Genomic DNA, 16,504 nt, shown 5'->3' on the forward strand with positions numbered 1-16,504 from the left:
CCCATCCGCCTCAACCGGCCTGCTTCACGCGCATGTACCATTCGACGAGCCGGCGAACCTGTCGCTCGGTGTAGCCGCGCTCCACCATGCGTGCGACGAACTCGCCGTGCTTCTTCTCCGTCTCGCCGTCCTTCTTCGACCCGAAGGAGATGACCGGAAGCAGGTCCTCGACCTGGGAGAATATCCTCTTTTCGATCACGTCGCGAATCTTCTCGTAGGAGGTCCAGGTCGGATTCTTGCCGCCGTTCTGGGCCCGCGAGCGTAACGAGAATTTGACGACCTCGTTGCGGAAGTCCTTGGGGTTGGCGATGCCCGCCGGCTTCTCGATTTTCGTCAATTCCTGGTTCAAAAGCTCGCGATCGAGCAGCTGGCCGGTGTCGGGGTCCTTGAAGTCCTGATCCTCGATCCATGCGTCGGCGTAGTCGACGTAGCGGTCGAACAGGTTCTGGCCGTAATCCGAATAGGATTCCAGGTAGGCCTTCTGGATCTCGTTGCCGATGAACTCGGCATAGCGCGGCGCGAGGTCCGCCTTGATGAATTCGAGATAGCGCTTCTCGACTTCCTCGGGCAGCTGTTCGCGGCGGATCGACTGCTCCAGCGCGTACATCAGGTGCACGGCGTCGGCGGCGACCTCCTGCGGATCGTGGTTGAAGGTCGCAGCCAGGATCTTGAAGGCGAAGCGGGTGGAGACGCCGTCCATGCCCTCGTCGACGCCGGCGGCATCGCGATATTCCTGGACACTGCGCGCCTTCGGATCGGACTCCTTCAGGCTCTCGCCGTCATAGACCCGCATCTTGCCGAACAGCGTGGAATTCTCGTGCTTGCGCAGGCGCGACATCACCGAGAACCGCGCCAGCGTCTCCAGCGTCGAGGGCGCGCAAGGCGCGGCCGCGAGCTCGGAGCCCTGGATCAGCTTCTCGTAGATCTTCTGCTCCTCGGTGACCCTGAGGCAGTACGGCACCTTGATGACGCAGATGCGGTCGATGAAGGCTTCGTTGTTCTTGTTGGCCTTGAAGCTCGCCCACTCGGCCTCGTTGGAATGCGCGAGGATGACGCCGGTGAACGGGATCGCGCCGATGTTCTCGGTGCCGATGTAGTTGCCTTCCTGCGTCGCCGTGAGCAGCGGATGCAGCATCTTGATCGGCGCCTTGAACATCTCGACGAATTCAAGGATGCCCTGGTTGGCGCGATTGAGGCCGCCCGAATAGCTGTATGCGTCGGGATCGTTCTGCGCGTAGGTCTCGAGCTTGCGGATATCCACCTTGCCGACCAGCGAGGAGATGTCCTGGTTGTTCTCGTCACCGGGCTCGGTCTTGGAGACCGCGATCTGGCGCAGTCGCGACGGCTGGATCTTGGCGACACGGAATTGCGAGATGTCGCCACCGAAGGCTTCGAGCCGCTTGTAGCACCACGGGCTCATCAGGCCGGTAAGGCGGCGGCGCGGAATACCGTACTTCTCTTCCAGCATCGGCCCGAGATGATCGGGATCGAACAGGCTGAGCGGGCTTTCGAACACCGGCGAGAGTTCGTCACCGGCCTTGAGCACATAGATCGGCTGCACTTCCATCAGCGACTTGAGTCGCTCGGCGAGCGAGGATTTGCCGCCGCCGACCGGGCCGAGCAGGTAGAGGATCTGCTTGCGCTCTTCGAGGCCCTGCGCGGCGTGACGGAAGAAACCAACGATGCGCTCGATGGTTTCTTCCATGCCGTAGAAGCCGGCGAAGGCCGGATAGGTACGGATCGTTCGGTTCAAAAAAATACGGCCAAGGCGGGTATCCTTGGCCGTGTCAATCGTCTGGGGGTCGCCGATGGCAGCTAGCAGTCGTTCGGCCGCGTTGGCGTATTTCATGGGATCGCTTCGACACGATTCCAGATATTCCGCCATCGACATGTCGTGCTGGCTTCTCGCCTCGAACGACCGAGCGAAAGCGTTGAATAGAGAATCGTTGTACATGATCCCTCTCCGCGTGAGTTCCGCTACAAGCTGAAACGAAAGCAGTTACCGGACCGTTCCTCAGGCCGTTTCGAATCAGCGTGAGCACATGACGATCATTGGACACCCGGGTGCCGACTCGACGCAACGCACAACGTAGGCACTCTTTGAGTTACGAACAGGCACATGCCTGTAATTTGAGCGAATCTACATCCATATTGGCTCATTTCCAGAAAATGTCACTCGCTCGCAACATCCGGGCATTACCGGGGATGCGTCCATCCGGCGCTGCAGCATAGCGATCCGCCGGCGGCGATCTTGTGACGCTTGTACGGCGAAGCCTTGAGCGTTTCGTTCATCTTCCCTGCTGCTTCGTTCATCTTCCTGCTGCGATGCAGTGCGCTGGACCACCGATCGCGCGACGGTCGCGGCACATGCGCAATGTCTCAAAATCGGTCGCCAGCCCTTCCAACCGGATGACGAAGCGATCGCAGCGCGCCAAGGCGCGGATCGCGCAGAGCTGTCGCAGAGCCGGCGTCGGCATCAGCACGATCACCTTGTGGTCGCGGCGCTCCTCGGCTGAAATTTCCGCGATCAGGTCCTGCCGCAGAAATTCGTTGCCGATGCCAAGATCGCGGATGCCATAGGGGAGTGTTGTCATTTCGAGATCGCGGGCGATGTCACCGCCTACGCTCGGCGCGACCGATGGCGGGCTGCGGCCGACAGCGAAGTCAATGCCTCTGCATCGATCGTACCCCGCGCGGCCACAAGCTGACGAAACGAAATGGCCAACGCGACGCAAGATGTTACGCGACAAAACCGCCGGCCGCTCGCTCACGGTCAACGACTTTTGACGCAACACCACTACTGCCGCCGGGATCGCCATGATCACGACGGAGTTACCCTGGAGGGTATGACGTCAATACCCTTGGATTGGTTCCCTCCCGGGAGCATGTACGCTAGAGGATAACGCGTCAGGACCGGCGCGGAAACCCCTCGCCCGCAGGCTTGGAGATAATAAACATCATGAATCCCGTCAAAGAACTGGAAAAGCACGGACAGGCCGTCTGGCTGGACTTCCTGGCCCGCGGCTTCATCGCCAAGGGCGACCTGAAGCGGCTGATCGACACCGACGGCGTCAAGGGCGTCACCTCCAATCCCTCGATCTTCGAGAAGGCGATCGGCAGCTCGGACGAGTATGACGCTCCGATCGGCAAGGCGCTGAAGCGCGGCGACCGGACCGTGGCCGACCTGTTCGAGGCAGTCGCGGTCGAGGACATCCAGAACGCCGCCGACGTGCTGCGCCCCGTCTACGACCGCCTCAAGGGCGGCGACGGCTATGTCAGCCTGGAAGTCTCGCCCTATCTCGCGATGGACACGGCCGGCACGGTCGCCGAAGCACGGCGGCTCTGGAAGGATGTTGGTCGCAAGAACCTGATGGTGAAGGTGCCGGCGACGCCGGAGGGCCTGCCGGCGATCGAGCAGCTGATCGGTGACGGCATCAGCATCAACATCACGCTGCTGTTCTCCAAGGACGTGTACCTGCAGGTGGCCGAGGCCTACATCGCCGGTCTCGAAAAATACGTCGCCGGGGGCGGCGACCCCTCGCATGTGGCGAGCGTCGCGAGCTTCTTCGTCAGCCGCATCGACTCGGCCGTCGACAAGCAGCTCGACGAGAAGATCGCCCGCGCCAACGACCCCTCCGAAAAGGAGCGGCTCGCCGCGCTCAAGGGCAAGGTCGCGATCGCCAATGCCAAGCTCGCCTATCAGGACTACAAGCGCCTGTTCTCAGGGCCACGCTGGGAGAAGCTCGCCGCCAAGGGCGCCAAGCCGCAGCGCATGTTGTGGGCGTCCACCGGCACCAAGAACAAGGACTACAGCGACGTCCTCTATGTCGAGGAGCTGATCGGCCCCGACACCATCAACACCGTGCCGCCGGCGACGCTGGATGCGTTCCGCGACCACGGCAAGCCGCGCGACAGCCTGGAAGAGAATATCGAGGATGCGAAGCGCGTGCTGGAGGAGCTCGAGCGCTCGGGCATCTCGCTCGACGCCATCACCGAGGAGCTGGTCAAGGACGGCGTCAAGCTGTTCGCCGACGCTGCCGACAAGCTCTATGGCGCTGTCGCCCACAAGCGCGCCACCGTGCTCGGGCCCGCGCTCGACCGCCAGTCTCTCTCGCTCGGTGACGGGCTCGGCAAGGCCGTGTCCAAAAGCACCGAGGAATGGCGCGCATCTGCGAAAATCCGCAGGCTGTGGCAGCGCGACAAGTCGGTCTGGACCGGCACCGACGAGGACAAATGGCTCGGCTGGCTCGACAGCGCTGCCAGGGCCGACATCGCCGACTACCAGGATTATGCGGGCCGCGTGAAGGGCCAGAAATTCTCCGATGCCGTCGTGCTCGGCATGGGCGGATCGAGCCTCGGGCCGGAGGTGCTGGCCGAGACCTTCGGCAAGAAGCCCGGCTTCCCGAAGCTGCATGTGCTGGACTCCACCGATCCGGCGCAGGTGCGGGCGATGGAGGCCCGGATCGACATCGCCAACACCGTCTTCATCGTCTCCAGCAAGTCCGGCGGCACCACCGAGCCGAATGCGATGAAGGACTATTTCCATGAGCAGGTGGCCAAGGCGGTCGGCACCAAGGTGAAGACCGGCCATCGCTTCATCGCCGTGACCGATCCCGGCTCGTCGCTGGAGAAGGCGGCGAAGAAGCTGAACTACGCCCGCATCTTCCACGGCGAGCCTTCGATCGGCGGACGCTACTCCGTGCTCTCGCCGTTCGGCCTCGTGCCGGCGGCAACGGCCGGCATCGACGTCAAGACCTTCGTCAGGCATGCGCTCGCGATGGCCCGCTCCTGCGGGCCGGACGTGCCGCCGAGCGAGAATCCGGGCGTGCAGCTCGGTCTTGCCATGGGCCTCGCCGGGCTCGAAGGCCGCGACAAGGTGACGATCCTCGCCTCGAAGACCATCGCCGATTTCGGTGCCTGGGCCGAGCAGCTCATCGCGGAATCGACCGGCAAGGAGGGCAAGGGCCTCATCCCGATCGAGGGCGAGCCGCTGGGCGATCCCTCGGTCTACGGCAACGATCGCTTCTTCATCGACATCCGCATCGAGGGCGAGGCAGACGCGGCGCACGACTCGATGCTTGCCGCGATCGAGGCCGCCGGCCATCCCGTGGTGCGCATCCTCATGAAGTCGATCGACCATCTCGGTCAGGAGTTCTTCCGCTTCGAGATGGCGACAGCCGTGGCAGGCTCGATTCTCGGCATCAACCCGTTCGATCAGCCGGACGTGGAAGCGGCCAAGATCAAGACCCGCGAGCTCACCTCCGCGTTCGAGAAAGCCGGTGCGCTGCCGGACCAGGAGCCGGTGGTCAGTACCGACGAGGCCGATCTCTTCACGGACGAGACCAACGCGGCGGCACTGCGGGCCGCCGGTGCCAATGGCGACCTCACCTCCTGGCTGAAGGCGCATCTGTCGCGATCGGGCGATGGCGACTATGTCGCCCTGCTCGGCTACATCGCACGTGACAAGACGACGATCGACGCCCTCCAGACAATGCGGCTCGAGGTGCGGGAGAAACGTCAGGTCGCGACCTGCGCCGAGTTCGGCCCGCGCTTCCTCCACTCCACCGGGCAGGCCTACAAGGGCGGGCCCGACAGCGGTATCTTCCTCCAGATCACGGCCGACGATGCCAAGGACCTCTCGGTGCCGGGCCAGAAGGCCAGCTTTGGTGTCATCAAGGCGGCGCAGGCGCGGGGCGATTTCGACGTGCTCACCGAACGCGGGCGGCGTGCGCTTCGCGTCCACCTCAAGGGCGGGCTCAAGAAGGGTCTCGCGGCGCTCAATGCGGCGCTCAACGACGCGCTGAATTAAAGGAATAGCTCAATGCAACTCGGCATGATCGGTCTCGGCCGGATGGGCGGCAACATCGTTCGCCGCCTGATGCGTCACGGCCATTCCACCGTGGTCTACGACAAGGACGCCAAGGCCGTCGCAGGCCTTGCCGCCGACGGCGCAACAGGCTCGGCGACGCTTGAGGAATTCATCTCGAAACTCGAGCGGCCGCGCGCGGCCTGGGTGATGCTGCCTGCGGGGCACATCACCGAGACCACCATCGACACCATCGCAAAGGTGATGCAGGAAGGCGATGTCATCATCGACGGCGGCAACACCTTCTGGCAGGACGACGTCCGCCGCGGCAAGGCGCTGAAGGCACGCGGCATCCACTATGTCGACGTCGGCACCTCCGGCGGCGTCTGGGGTCTCGACCGCGGCTATTGCATGATGATCGGCGGCGAGAAGCCGGTGGTCGACCGGCTCGATCCGATCTTCGCCGCGCTGGCGCCCGGCGCCGGCGACATCCCGCGCACCGATGGACGTGACGGTCGCGATCCCCGTATCGAGCAGGGCTACATCCATGCCGGCCCGGTCGGCGCCGGGCACTTCGTCAAGATGATCCACAACGGCATCGAATACGGCCTGATGCAGGCCTATGCCGAAGGTTTCGACATCCTCAAGAATGCGAACATCGATGCATTGCCGGCGGACCACCGCTACGATTTCGATCTCGCGGACATTGCCGAAGTGTGGCGGCGCGGCAGCGTGATCCCGTCCTGGCTGCTCGACCTCACCTCCACCGCGCTCGCCGACAGCCCGCAGCTCGCGGAATATTCCGGCTTCGTCGAGGATTCCGGCGAAGGCCGCTGGACCGTGAATGCGGCGATCGACGAAGCCGTCCCTGCTGAGGTCCTGACCGCGGCGCTCTACACACGTTTCCGTTCCCGCAAGGAACACACCTTCGCCGAAAAAATTCTCTCCGCGATGCGCGCAGGGTTCGGCGGTCACAAGGAGCCGAAGCAGCCGGGCGCCTCGAAACCCAAGTAACAAAAGCGAAGGTCAACCGTTCGTGACAAAAGACCCGCAAGCAAAGCGCAAGCCGGAAAACTGCGCCTTCGTCATCTTTGGCGTGACTGGCGACCTTACTCACCGACTGGTGATGCCGTCGCTCTACAATCTCGCCGCCGAGCATCTGCTGCCGGAAAAATTCTGCGTGGTCGGCGTGGCCCGCAAGGGCCAGTCCGATGACGAGCTGCGCAACAGCCTGATGAAGGGCCTGCGCCAGTTCGCAACGCGGCCAGTGGACGACGACGTCGCCCGGAAGCTGCTGGAATGCGTCACCTTCGTCGAGGCCGACGCAAAGGATCCGCCCTCCTTCGACCGTTTGCGCGAGCATCTGGATTCGCTGGAATGCGCGCAGGAGACCGGCGGCAATCGGCTGTTCTACCTCGCGACCCCGCCGGCCGCGTTCGCACCGACCGCGCGCGAGCTCGGTCGCACCGGCATGATGAAGGAAAACGGTGCCTGGCGGCGGCTCGTGATCGAGAAGCCGTTCGGCACCGATCTCGCCTCGGCGCGCGCGCTGAACGCCGAGCTGCTGAAGATCATGGACGAGCACCAGATCTACCGGATCGATCACTATCTCGGCAAGGAAACGGTGCAGAACATCCTGGTGCTGCGCTTTGCCAACGGCATGTTCGAGCCGATCTGGAATCGCAACCATATCGACCACATCCAGATCACCGTGGAGGAGAAGCTCGGCGTCGGCCATCGCGGCGGCTTCTATGACGCCACCGGAGCGCTGCGCGACATGGTGCCGAACCATCTGTTCCAACTGATGTCGCTGGTCGCGATGGAGCCGCCAAGTCGTTTCGACGCGCATTCCGTCCGTTCCGAGAAGGCCGAGGTGCTCACCGCGATCCAGCGGCCGAGCGAAGCGGAAGCGCTGAAGAGCTCGGTGCGCGCGCAATATCTCGCCGGCCGCATCGGCGACGAGGAGATTCCCGACTATCGCAAGACCGAGGACGTCAAGCCCGGCAGCACCACCGAAACCTTTGTCGCGCTGAAGCTGATGATCGACAATTGGCGCTGGGCCGGCGTGCCGTTTTACCTGCGCACCGGCAAGGCACTCGGCCACAAGCGAACGGAGGTCGCGATCAAGTTCAAGCAGGCGCCGCTGTCGATGTTCTCGGGCACGACGGTCGACCGCCTCTCGCAGAACTTCCTGACCATCGGCATCGCGCCGACCGAGACCATCGAGCTGCAGTTCAACGCCAAGATCCCGGGACCGAGCGTCACCATCGACGGCGTCGAGATGAAATTCCGCTACGGCGATTATTTCCGCGCCGATCCCTCGACCGGCTACGAGACGCTGATTTACGACTGCATGATCGGCGACAACATCCTGTTCCAGCGCGCCGACGGCGTCGAAGCCGGATGGCAGGCGGTGCAGCCGTTCCTCGACGCCTGGAGAGGCGCAGGCACCAACGGCATCGAAACCTATGAAGCCGGCAGCGACGGCCCGGCCTGCGCCGACGAGCTGCTCCGGCGCGACGGGCGAAGCTGGCGGAAATACTCGTGATGGCGGCCGCCGAGCAGCCGAAGCTGATCGTGGCGGCCGACGCCGAGGCGCTGGCACGGACCGGCTCCGAACGGGTGATGGCGCGGATCGCCGCCAACTCCGGGCGCATAGCGATTTGCCTGACCGGCGGCTCGAGCCCGAAGAAGCTCTATCAACTGCTCGGCAGCGACGCCTGGCGCGACAAGATCCCGTGGGATCGCGTGCACTGGTTCATCGGCGACGAGCGCTTCGTGCCCGAAAGCGATCCTCTCAACAACATGGCAGTCGCGCGCGCGGCCTTTCTCGATCGCAATGCCCCCGCCGGCCATGTTCATCCGATCCCGACCGATGTCGACAATCCCGATGGCGGCGCCGAGGCCTATGCGCGCGAGCTGCAAGACTTTTACGGCGCTGAAAGGCTCGATCCGGCGCGGCCGCTGTTCGACATGGTCCTGATGGGCGCGGGCCCGGACGGCCACACCGCTTCGCTCTTCCCGGGCTACCCCGAAATCGAGGAAACCGAGCGTTGGGTCGTCGGCGTTCCCAGGGCCCATGTCGCACCTTTCGTGCCGCGGGTCTCGCTCACCCTCCCCGTCCTGGCATCCTGCCGCGAAATGCTGTTCGAGATTGCCGGGCACGACAAGCAACCGATCTTGACGCGCCTCCTCAATGGCGAGACTCTGCCGGCATTACGCGCGCGCTCGAATGGCGAGACCGTCTGGCTGGTCGACCAGGCCGCGCTTGCGGAGGGAATTCGTGGCGGGCGTTGAAGCACCTTGTGCATTGATCGTGATGGGCGTGTCCGGTTCCGGCAAGAGCACGATCGCGGAGGCGCTCGGCCAGCGCCTCGGCTGGCGCTTCGAGGACGGCGACGGCTTTCATCCCGCCAGCAATGTCGAGAAGATGCGGGCTGGCCATCCGCTCACGGACGAAGACCGCTGGCCCTGGCTCAACGCCATCGCGGACGAGATCGCACGGGTCTGCGAACGCGGCGAGCATGTCATCATCGCCTGCTCGGCGCTGAAGCACACCTATCGCGACGTGTTGCTGCGTGGGCGCGACGACGTCCGCTTCGTCTTCCTGAAGGGCACGAAGGAGCTGATCGCCGAGCGGCTCGCGCAGCGCAAGGGCCATTTCATGCCGCCCGAGCTGTTGAAGAGCCAGTTCGACACGCTGGAGCCGCCGGAGGCGGGCGAGCATGTCATCACTGTCTCGATCGACGAATCCGTCGAGGCGATCGTGGATGGCGTGGTGCGGCAAATGAAACTGGGCGGGACGAAGCGCTGAGACCTTTCACCTTCAAGACCTGAACTTACAGGAAACCCGAATCTCGAGGCCTGCCATGACGAAGATCTCGCTGGTCGTCTCCGACGTCGACGGCACGCTGCTGACCAAGGACAAGACGCTGACCGAACGCGCGAAGTCCGCCGTGCAGCGGCTGCACCAGGCCGGCATCGGCTTCACCATCACCTCCAGCCGCCCCGCAATCGGCATGCGCTTTCTGATCGAGCCGCTGGCGCTGTGGCTGCCGGTCGGCCCGTTCAACGGCTCCTCGATCGTGGATCCCGAGATGAAGCCGGTCGAGCAGCACTTGATCCCCGCAAGCGCGGCCGAGCGCTCCTTGCAGATCCTCCGGGACTTCGGTGCCGACATCTGGCTGTTCACCACCGACAAATGGCTGATCGACAACCCGAGCGGCAAGTATGTCGCGCACGAGCGACATACGATCCGCTCCGATCCGACCATCGTGACCGACTTTTCGCCCTATCTCGCCAGCGCTTGCAAGATCGTCGGCGCCAGTGCCGACGCCGCCGGCCTCGAGGCTTGCGAGAAGGTCATGCAGAAAGCCCTCGGCAGCGAGGCGACTGCGGTGCGCTCGCAAACCTATTATCTCGACATCACGCCGCCCGGCTTCAACAAGGGCACGTTCGTCGAGGCCATGGCCAAGCGCCTGGGCATTGCGACCGATGCGATCGCCACCATCGGCGACATGCAGAACGACCTCGCGATGTTCCGCGTCAGCGGCGTCTCGATCGCCATGGGCAATGCCACCGACGACGTCAAGGACCAGGCTACCAACGTCACCGCGAGCAACGAGCAGGACGGTTTTGCCGAGGCCATGGAGATGATTTTGAAGCGGAATGGGGTTGGCTGAGCGGACCGCGGGCTCGTTCAACCTCTCCCGCTTGCGGAAGAGCGCAGCTTTCTCAGAGCGCCAGGTCACTTCGACCGCTGCACCGCCGGCTTCTCGCTCTCCTGCCGGGCCGCGGAGAGATTGTGCGCGGTGTTGATCAGCGCGATGTGGGTCAGCGCCTGCGGGAAATTGCCGGTCTGGCGCCGGGCGCCTGAATCATATTCCTCGGCCAGCAGCCCGACGTCGTTGGCGATGCCGACCATGCGATCGAGCAGCGCTTGCGCCTTGTCGAGATCGCCCGCCAAGACATGAGCATCGGCGAGCCACAGGGTGCAGGCCAGGAACGCGCCCTCGATCGGCTGCTTCTCGTCGGACACTTCGCGCGGATCGTGCCGCAGCACGAAACCGTCGCGCATCAGACATTTCTCGACGGCCGCGATGGTGCCGCGGATGCGCGGGTCCGATGGCGGCAGGAAGCCGACGGCCGGCAGCAGCAACACGCTGGCATCGAGCAGCTTCGAGCCGTAGGATTCGACGAACGCATTTTCCTCCGCGTCAAATCCCCTGTTGCAGACGTCGCGATGAATCGCCTCGCGCAGGGCGCGCCAGTGCAGGAGCGGCGCCTTGAAGCCGAAGGTCTCGGCGCTCTTGATGCCGCGGTCGAACGCAACCCAGGTCATGACCTTTGAGAAGACGTAGTGCCGGGGCTGGCCGCGGCGCTCCCAGATGCCGTGGTCGGGATGATCCCAGACCTCGGCGAGATGCTGGAGCACCGCGCATTCCAGCGCCCAGGTCGTTTCATCATCGAGCTTGAGCTTGGCCATCCGCGACTGATGGAAGGCGTCGATCAACTCGCCATAGACATCGAGCTGGAGCTGCGCATGCGCGGCATTGCCGACGCGGACGGGCTTCGCGCCCTCGTAGCCATCGAGCCAGCCCGCCTCCCACTCCAGCAGCCGGCGCTGCCCCCAAATGCCATACATGATCTGCATGTTCGCCGGCGAGCCGGCCGCCGCACGCAGCAGCCAATTGTGCCAGGCCAGGGCTTCCTCGGTATAGCCCGAGTTCATCAGCGCCAGCAGCGTGAAGGTGGCATCGCGCAGCCAGCAGAATCGGTAGTCCCAGTTTCTGGCGCCGCCGAGCTTTTCCGGCAGTGAGGTGGTCGGCGCGGCCACGATGCCACCGGTCGGGGCGAAGGTCAGCGCCTTCAGCGTAATCAGCGAACGCACGATGAGATCGTGATACTCGCCGTCGCGACTGCAATGGCTGCACCACTCCTGCCAGAACTTGTCGGTCTCCTGAAGCGCAAGCTCCGGGTCGATCGGCGCGGGCGGCTCGATATGCGAAGGGCCGTAGGTCAGGACGAACGGCACGGTCTCGCCGGCTCTCACTTCAAAGTCGGAGACCGTGGTCAGATCCTCGCCGCGGGTCTCGACAGGGGTGCGCAGCACGGTCATGTCCTGGCCGGCGATGGCCATCAGCGAATGGTCGATCCGCCGCACCCAGGGGATATCGGCACCGAAGCCGAAGCGGATGACGAGCTCCATCCGCATCTTCACCGTGCCGCTGACGCCGCGGACCAGCCGCACGATGTCGGACGCCTTGCCGCGGGGCGGCATGAAATCGATCAGCGCGACCGTGCCGCTCCTGGTCTCGAAGCGGGTTTCGAGGATGAGGGTGTTGCCGAGATAGCGGCGTGAGGTGCCGATGACGTCCTCGGCGGGCGCGACCAGCCAGCGGCCATTCTTGCGGGTACCGAGGATCGCGGCAAAGCAGGCATCGGAATCGAAGGCCGGCCAGCACAACCAGTCGATCGAGCCGTTGCGCCCCACAAGCGCAGCGGTCTCGCAGTCGCCGATCAGCGCATAGTCTTCGATCTTCTGTGACAATGCTTTGCCAGCCTGAAAAACCCCGGTCGATCAACTCCCGCCGTTCAACGAACGTTCCCGCGTCGCTGCTCTCAAGGCCGTGAGATCAACCTTCGAGGCGATCGCGTCGAGCGCAACAGGCAGTCGCTGGCGCCAGTTCGGATGCTCGTCGATCGTACCGGGAATATTGGGCTGGTCAATCACGCCGAGCAGATCCTCCATGGACACCGCGAGCAGCCGCGACGGCGTGCGCGAGAGGAAGGCGAGCACCGAATAGAGATCGTTGGCGTTGATGCCGTTCTGGCGCAAAATCTCGTCGAGCCTGCCGAGCGCGTCCCAGCGCGCCTGCTCGCTTTCGCCGGGATCGATTCCGAGCGACAGCTTCATCTTGAGGTCGCTGAAGGAGCGCCAGCCGGCATAGGTCGACAGATCGTGGGTGTTCAGCGTGACCAGAGCGTTGGGCCGGTAATGATCGACGTTGCGGAAATGGCCGCCATCGTCGCGCTCGAACATCATGACAAGGTAGGACCAGATGCCGAAATCCTGCATGGTCTCGCGAAAGCCTTCCGGCACGGTGCCGAGATCCTCGCCGATCACGATGCATTTATGGGTCGCGCTCTCGCGTGCGACCGCTGCCAGCAATGCCTCGAACGGCATCTGCACATAAGCGCCGTTGTCGGGCTTGAAGCCGCGCGGCACCAGATAAAGCCGCTTCAAGCCGAGCACGTGATCGAGCCGGATGGCGCCGGCATGACGCATCGAGGCCGCCAGCATGTCGGCAAACGGCACGAAGGACTGCGCCTCCAGACCACCGGCATTGAATCCGGCAAGACCCCAGTCCTGACCGACGGTATTGAGCACGTCAGGCGGCGCGCCGACGGCGAGATGGCGGGAGATCGCCATCTGCTCGTTCCAGGCATCGAAGCCGTTGGATTGCACGCCGACGGCGACGTCGAGATAGAGCCCGACCCGCATGCCGAGCTGGCTGGCCAGCTCCTTGGCGGCATGCAATTGGCTGTCGGCCGTCCATTGCACGAATTCGACGAACTCGACCTCGCGCTTGTCAGGGCCGTTGCGCAGCTCGGCGCATTTCGTATCGTCCGGCCGCTGCCATTCCACCGGCCATTCCCACCACGGCGCGTTGAAGCGATGACGCAACACCTCGAAGCAGGCAAAGCGCGACAACAGCGGCGCGCGGGCGGCACGAAAGGCGTCGAATTCCCGGCGGCGCGCGTCGCTCGCGCCCGTCACGAAACTGTTGAAGGCGGCGTGCAGCCCTCGCCATTTCAAGGCCGCCATGTCCGTGTAAGGCACGCGATCTCCCTCGCGCAGGCGCGCCGCGGTCGCGGCGGCATCCGGCACGAGGTCGGCCGAAAATTCCGGGATCGCCTCGACGTCGATATAGAGCGGATTGAGAAACAGCCGGCTGTTCGGCGAATAGGGGCTGCAGTCGGCCGGGTAATTGTCGAACAGCACATGCAGCGGATTGAGCCCGACGCCGTCGGCGCCCAGATGCCCGGCGAGCCGGACGAGATCGGCGAGGTCGGTGAAATCGCCGATGCCCCAATTGCGTTTGGAGCGCACGCTGTAGAGCTGCACGGCGAGCAGCCAGCCGCGGTCGAAATCACCGCCGAAGGCGCGCTCGGGCGCCACGATCATCGGCACGTCTTCCGTCACGCCTTCGGCATCGGTGAGCGTCAAACGGTGATAGCCGAGCGGCAGGCCGGCAGGCCAGGCGATCACGGGCTCGCGCGTCTCGCCCTGCGCGATCAATTTGCCGTTTGCGGACAATTTCCATTGCAGCGGCGGCGCCCCGATGGCCGCCAATTCCGTGCGCGGATGCCCCAGCGCCCGCACCACGACCGGCCCCCCGACAAAGCGGTAGACCCGCTTCTCCGGCAGGGCGTCGAGGATCGATTTGAGGGCCACGGGGTCGGTGACCCGCAGCTTTCCCAAGGCATCGACGAATTCGGATTGAACGCCCTTGATCCGGGCTTGAGCTAAAAGATCCATTCGGCACGCAGCTTGCAGGCCACCCACTTGCCGGGGGCATCGATTTTAACGAGGCGGCGGAAGACGTTAGTCGGGCCTAACTCGCCAACGGCGCGAGCCGTTCCCGACGGAACTAATGACACAGAACCGGCTTTCTATATAGGTACCAAGCGCGGGTTCCCGACAAGGGAAACGGGCTCCTGCTTTCTTGTCAATGGCATCACCGTGAACAAGACAATTCAAACTGTCGAAAGTGCCGCAGCCGGCAGCGCTTTCCTCATCGAAGACGTCTATCCCTTGATCGACGGCGGCCGTTTCGCCGTGAAGCGGATCACGGGCGACCGGGTCGAGGTCTGGGCCGACGTCTATCGCGACGGCGAGGCCGTGATCGGCGCTGCGCTGTTGTGGCGCCGCGAGCAGGATCGCGAATGGCACCGTGAGCCGATGACCCATCACGGCAATGACCGCTGGTCAGGCGCCTTCGTCCCGACCGAGGCCGGGCCCTACGTCTACGCCATTGAAGCCTGGACCGACGAATTCGCCACCTGGTCTCACGGCGTCGCGCGCAAGCAGCGCTCCGGCGCGGACGTCACACTGGATGCGATCGAAGGCGCCGGCCTCCTGACCAAGGTGCATGGCGCGCCCCAGGACGCCGCAGCGGTCATCATCCGGCAGTGCGAGGATTATCTGCAGAGCGGCGATGTCAGCCCCCTGCTCGCCACCGAGCTCGGCGCAGCCATGGCCGAGAGCCAGTCGCGGCCCGACCTCACCCGTTCGCCCTCCTTCCCGCTGATCATCGACCGCGACAAGGCGCGCTTCGGCGCCTGGTACCAGATGATGCCGCGCGGCCAGAGCCGAATGCCCGGCCAGCACGGCACGCTGCGAGACTGCATCGCCCGCGTGCCCGACATCGCCGCCATGGGCTTCGACGTGCTCTACTTCACGCCGATCCACCCGATCGGCAACACCCGCCGCAAGGGCCGCAACAATGCGCCGGTGGCCAGTGAAGGCGATCCCGGTTCGCCCTATGCGATCGGTGCCGCCGAAGGCGGACACGACGCGCTGCATCCCGAGCTCGGCACGATCGAGGATTTCCGCGCGCTGGTCGCAACCTGCCTGGAATACCGCCTCGAGCTGGCGCTCGACTTCGCCGTGCAGTGCTCGCCGGATCATCCCTGGCTGACGCAGCATCCGGAATGGTTCAAATGGCGGCCGGACCGCTCGGTGCGGACGGCGGACGGTCCCTATTCGGACATCGTCATCCCCGATTTCAACTCCGTCGACAGGGCCGGGCTGTGGAACGCGTTTCGCGATGCCATGCTGTTCTGGATCGACCACGGCGTGACCATCTTCGCCATCGACAATCACGACACCGCGCCGCTTCCGTTCTGGGAATGGCTGATCCGAGACATCCGCCGCCGGCATCCCGAGGTAATCCTGTTCTCCAAGACCTTCGCACGGCCGAAGCTGATGAAAGGCCTCGCCAAGCTCGGCTTTGCTCAGTCCTTCACCTATTTCCCCTGGCGCACCTCGCGGTGGGAGCTGGAGCAATATCTCGGCGAGCTGACGCGTTATCCCGAGCGCGACTTCTATCGCCCGAACCTGTTCGTCAACACGGCCGATGTGTTGCCCTATCACCTCCAGGGCGGCGAAGCCTGGGCGTTCAAGTCGCGCCTCGCGCTGGCCGCGACGCTGTCAGGGAATTACGGCATCTACAGCGGCTTCGAGCTCCTGGAGCACGAGGCGATCCCCGGCCGCGAGGAATATGTGGATTCAGAAAAGTACCGGATCAAGCAGCGTGACTGGGACAGGCCCGGCAACATCAAGCCCTACATCACCGCGCTCAACCGCATCCGCAACGACAATGCGGCGCTCCAGCAGACGGCCAATCTGCGCTTCCTCGGCGGCGAGGACGGTGAGACGATCGCCTTCGTCAAGGAGGCCGCCGAGCCCGCCAACACCGCCATCGTCGTGATCGCGCTGTCACGCCATGTGCGCGAATTCTGGCTGCCGCTCGGTGACGTCACCGTTGACGCCGGCAGGCGGCGTCACCATGTGACGGCACTCGAAAACCTCCTCACCGGCGAACAGTCCCGCGTCGAATGGGGCGGGGTCAGGTTGCGTATCGATCCCGACCACGATCCGGCGCTACTGTTCCGCGGCCTGGCGTAAGGGGT

Annotated in this window: 11 protein-coding genes; 7 read left to right on the forward strand and 4 right to left on the reverse strand. The window is 64.3% G+C overall.

The features are described 5' to 3' along the window. Positions 1–10: 10 nt before the first annotated feature. The gene (locus tag HAP40_RS31120; RefSeq protein WP_166814061.1) at positions 11–1,954 is read right to left on the reverse strand and encodes a PrkA family serine protein kinase; all 1,944 of its coding nucleotides are present in this window, start codon (positions 1,952–1,954) and stop codon (positions 11–13) included. Between the two features lie 355 nt (positions 1,955–2,309). Next, entirely contained in the window at positions 2,310–2,825 is a 516-nt protein-coding gene (locus HAP40_RS31125; RefSeq protein ID WP_414645351.1) for a hypothetical protein, read from the reverse strand. 134 nt (positions 2,826–2,959) lie between these two features. Here HAP40_RS31125 and HAP40_RS31130 point away from each other — a divergent pair, with 134 nt between their 5' ends. The 6 genes from HAP40_RS31130 to HAP40_RS31155 are packed head-to-tail and all read left to right on the forward strand — an operon-like array spanning position 2,960 to position 10,488. Then, positions 2,960–5,809, forward strand: a complete 2,850-nt coding sequence (locus HAP40_RS31130) for a bifunctional transaldolase/phosoglucose isomerase (RefSeq protein ID WP_166814059.1) — start codon at positions 2,960–2,962, stop codon at positions 5,807–5,809. A gap of 12 nt (positions 5,810–5,821) precedes the next feature. Further along, positions 5,822–6,820 carry a phosphogluconate dehydrogenase (NAD(+)-dependent, decarboxylating) gene (gene gnd, locus HAP40_RS31135; protein ID WP_166814057.1) on the forward strand — a complete coding sequence of 333 codons (999 nt, stop codon included), beginning with the start codon at positions 5,822–5,824 and terminating at the stop codon, positions 6,818–6,820. 22 nt (positions 6,821–6,842) lie between these two features. Next, positions 6,843–8,354, forward strand: a complete 1,512-nt coding sequence (zwf, locus tag HAP40_RS31140; RefSeq protein ID WP_166814055.1) for a glucose-6-phosphate dehydrogenase — start codon at positions 6,843–6,845, stop codon at positions 8,352–8,354. Then, complete coding sequence (gene pgl, locus HAP40_RS31145) at positions 8,354–9,103, forward strand: 6-phosphogluconolactonase (RefSeq protein ID WP_166814053.1); 750 nt, start codon at positions 8,354–8,356, stop codon at positions 9,101–9,103. Before zwf ends, pgl begins: the two co-directional genes overlap by 1 nt. Then, positions 9,090–9,620 (forward strand): gluconokinase, encoded by a 531-nt coding sequence (locus tag HAP40_RS31150; protein WP_166814051.1) that lies wholly within the window; start codon positions 9,090–9,092, stop codon positions 9,618–9,620. Before pgl ends, HAP40_RS31150 begins: the two co-directional genes overlap by 14 nt. A gap of 55 nt (positions 9,621–9,675) precedes the next feature. Further along, positions 9,676–10,488 carry an HAD family hydrolase gene (locus HAP40_RS31155; protein ID WP_166814049.1) on the forward strand — a complete coding sequence of 271 codons (813 nt, stop codon included), beginning with the start codon at positions 9,676–9,678 and terminating at the stop codon, positions 10,486–10,488. Positions 10,489–10,553: 65 nt separating this feature from the next. On the opposite strand, the gene HAP40_RS31160 is transcribed toward HAP40_RS31155, so the two are convergent. Beyond that, a complete protein-coding gene (locus tag HAP40_RS31160; protein WP_166814047.1) occupies positions 10,554–12,356 on the reverse strand; it encodes a glycoside hydrolase family 15 protein in 1,803 nt (600 codons plus the stop codon). Positions 12,357–12,386: 30 nt separating this feature from the next. Beyond that, entirely contained in the window at positions 12,387–14,348 is a 1,962-nt protein-coding gene (gene malQ / locus HAP40_RS31165; RefSeq protein WP_166814045.1) for a 4-alpha-glucanotransferase, read from the reverse strand. 204 nt (positions 14,349–14,552) lie between these two features. On the opposite strand from malQ, the gene HAP40_RS31170 reads away from it, so the two are divergent. Further along, complete coding sequence (locus HAP40_RS31170; RefSeq protein ID WP_166814043.1) at positions 14,553–16,499, forward strand: maltotransferase domain-containing protein; 1,947 nt, start codon at positions 14,553–14,555, stop codon at positions 16,497–16,499. Positions 16,500–16,504 lie beyond the last annotated feature (5 nt).

Origin of the sequence: Bradyrhizobium sp. 1(2017), from assembly GCF_011602485.2 — a bacterium.
Lineage (GTDB): Bacteria > Pseudomonadota > Alphaproteobacteria > Rhizobiales > Xanthobacteraceae > Bradyrhizobium.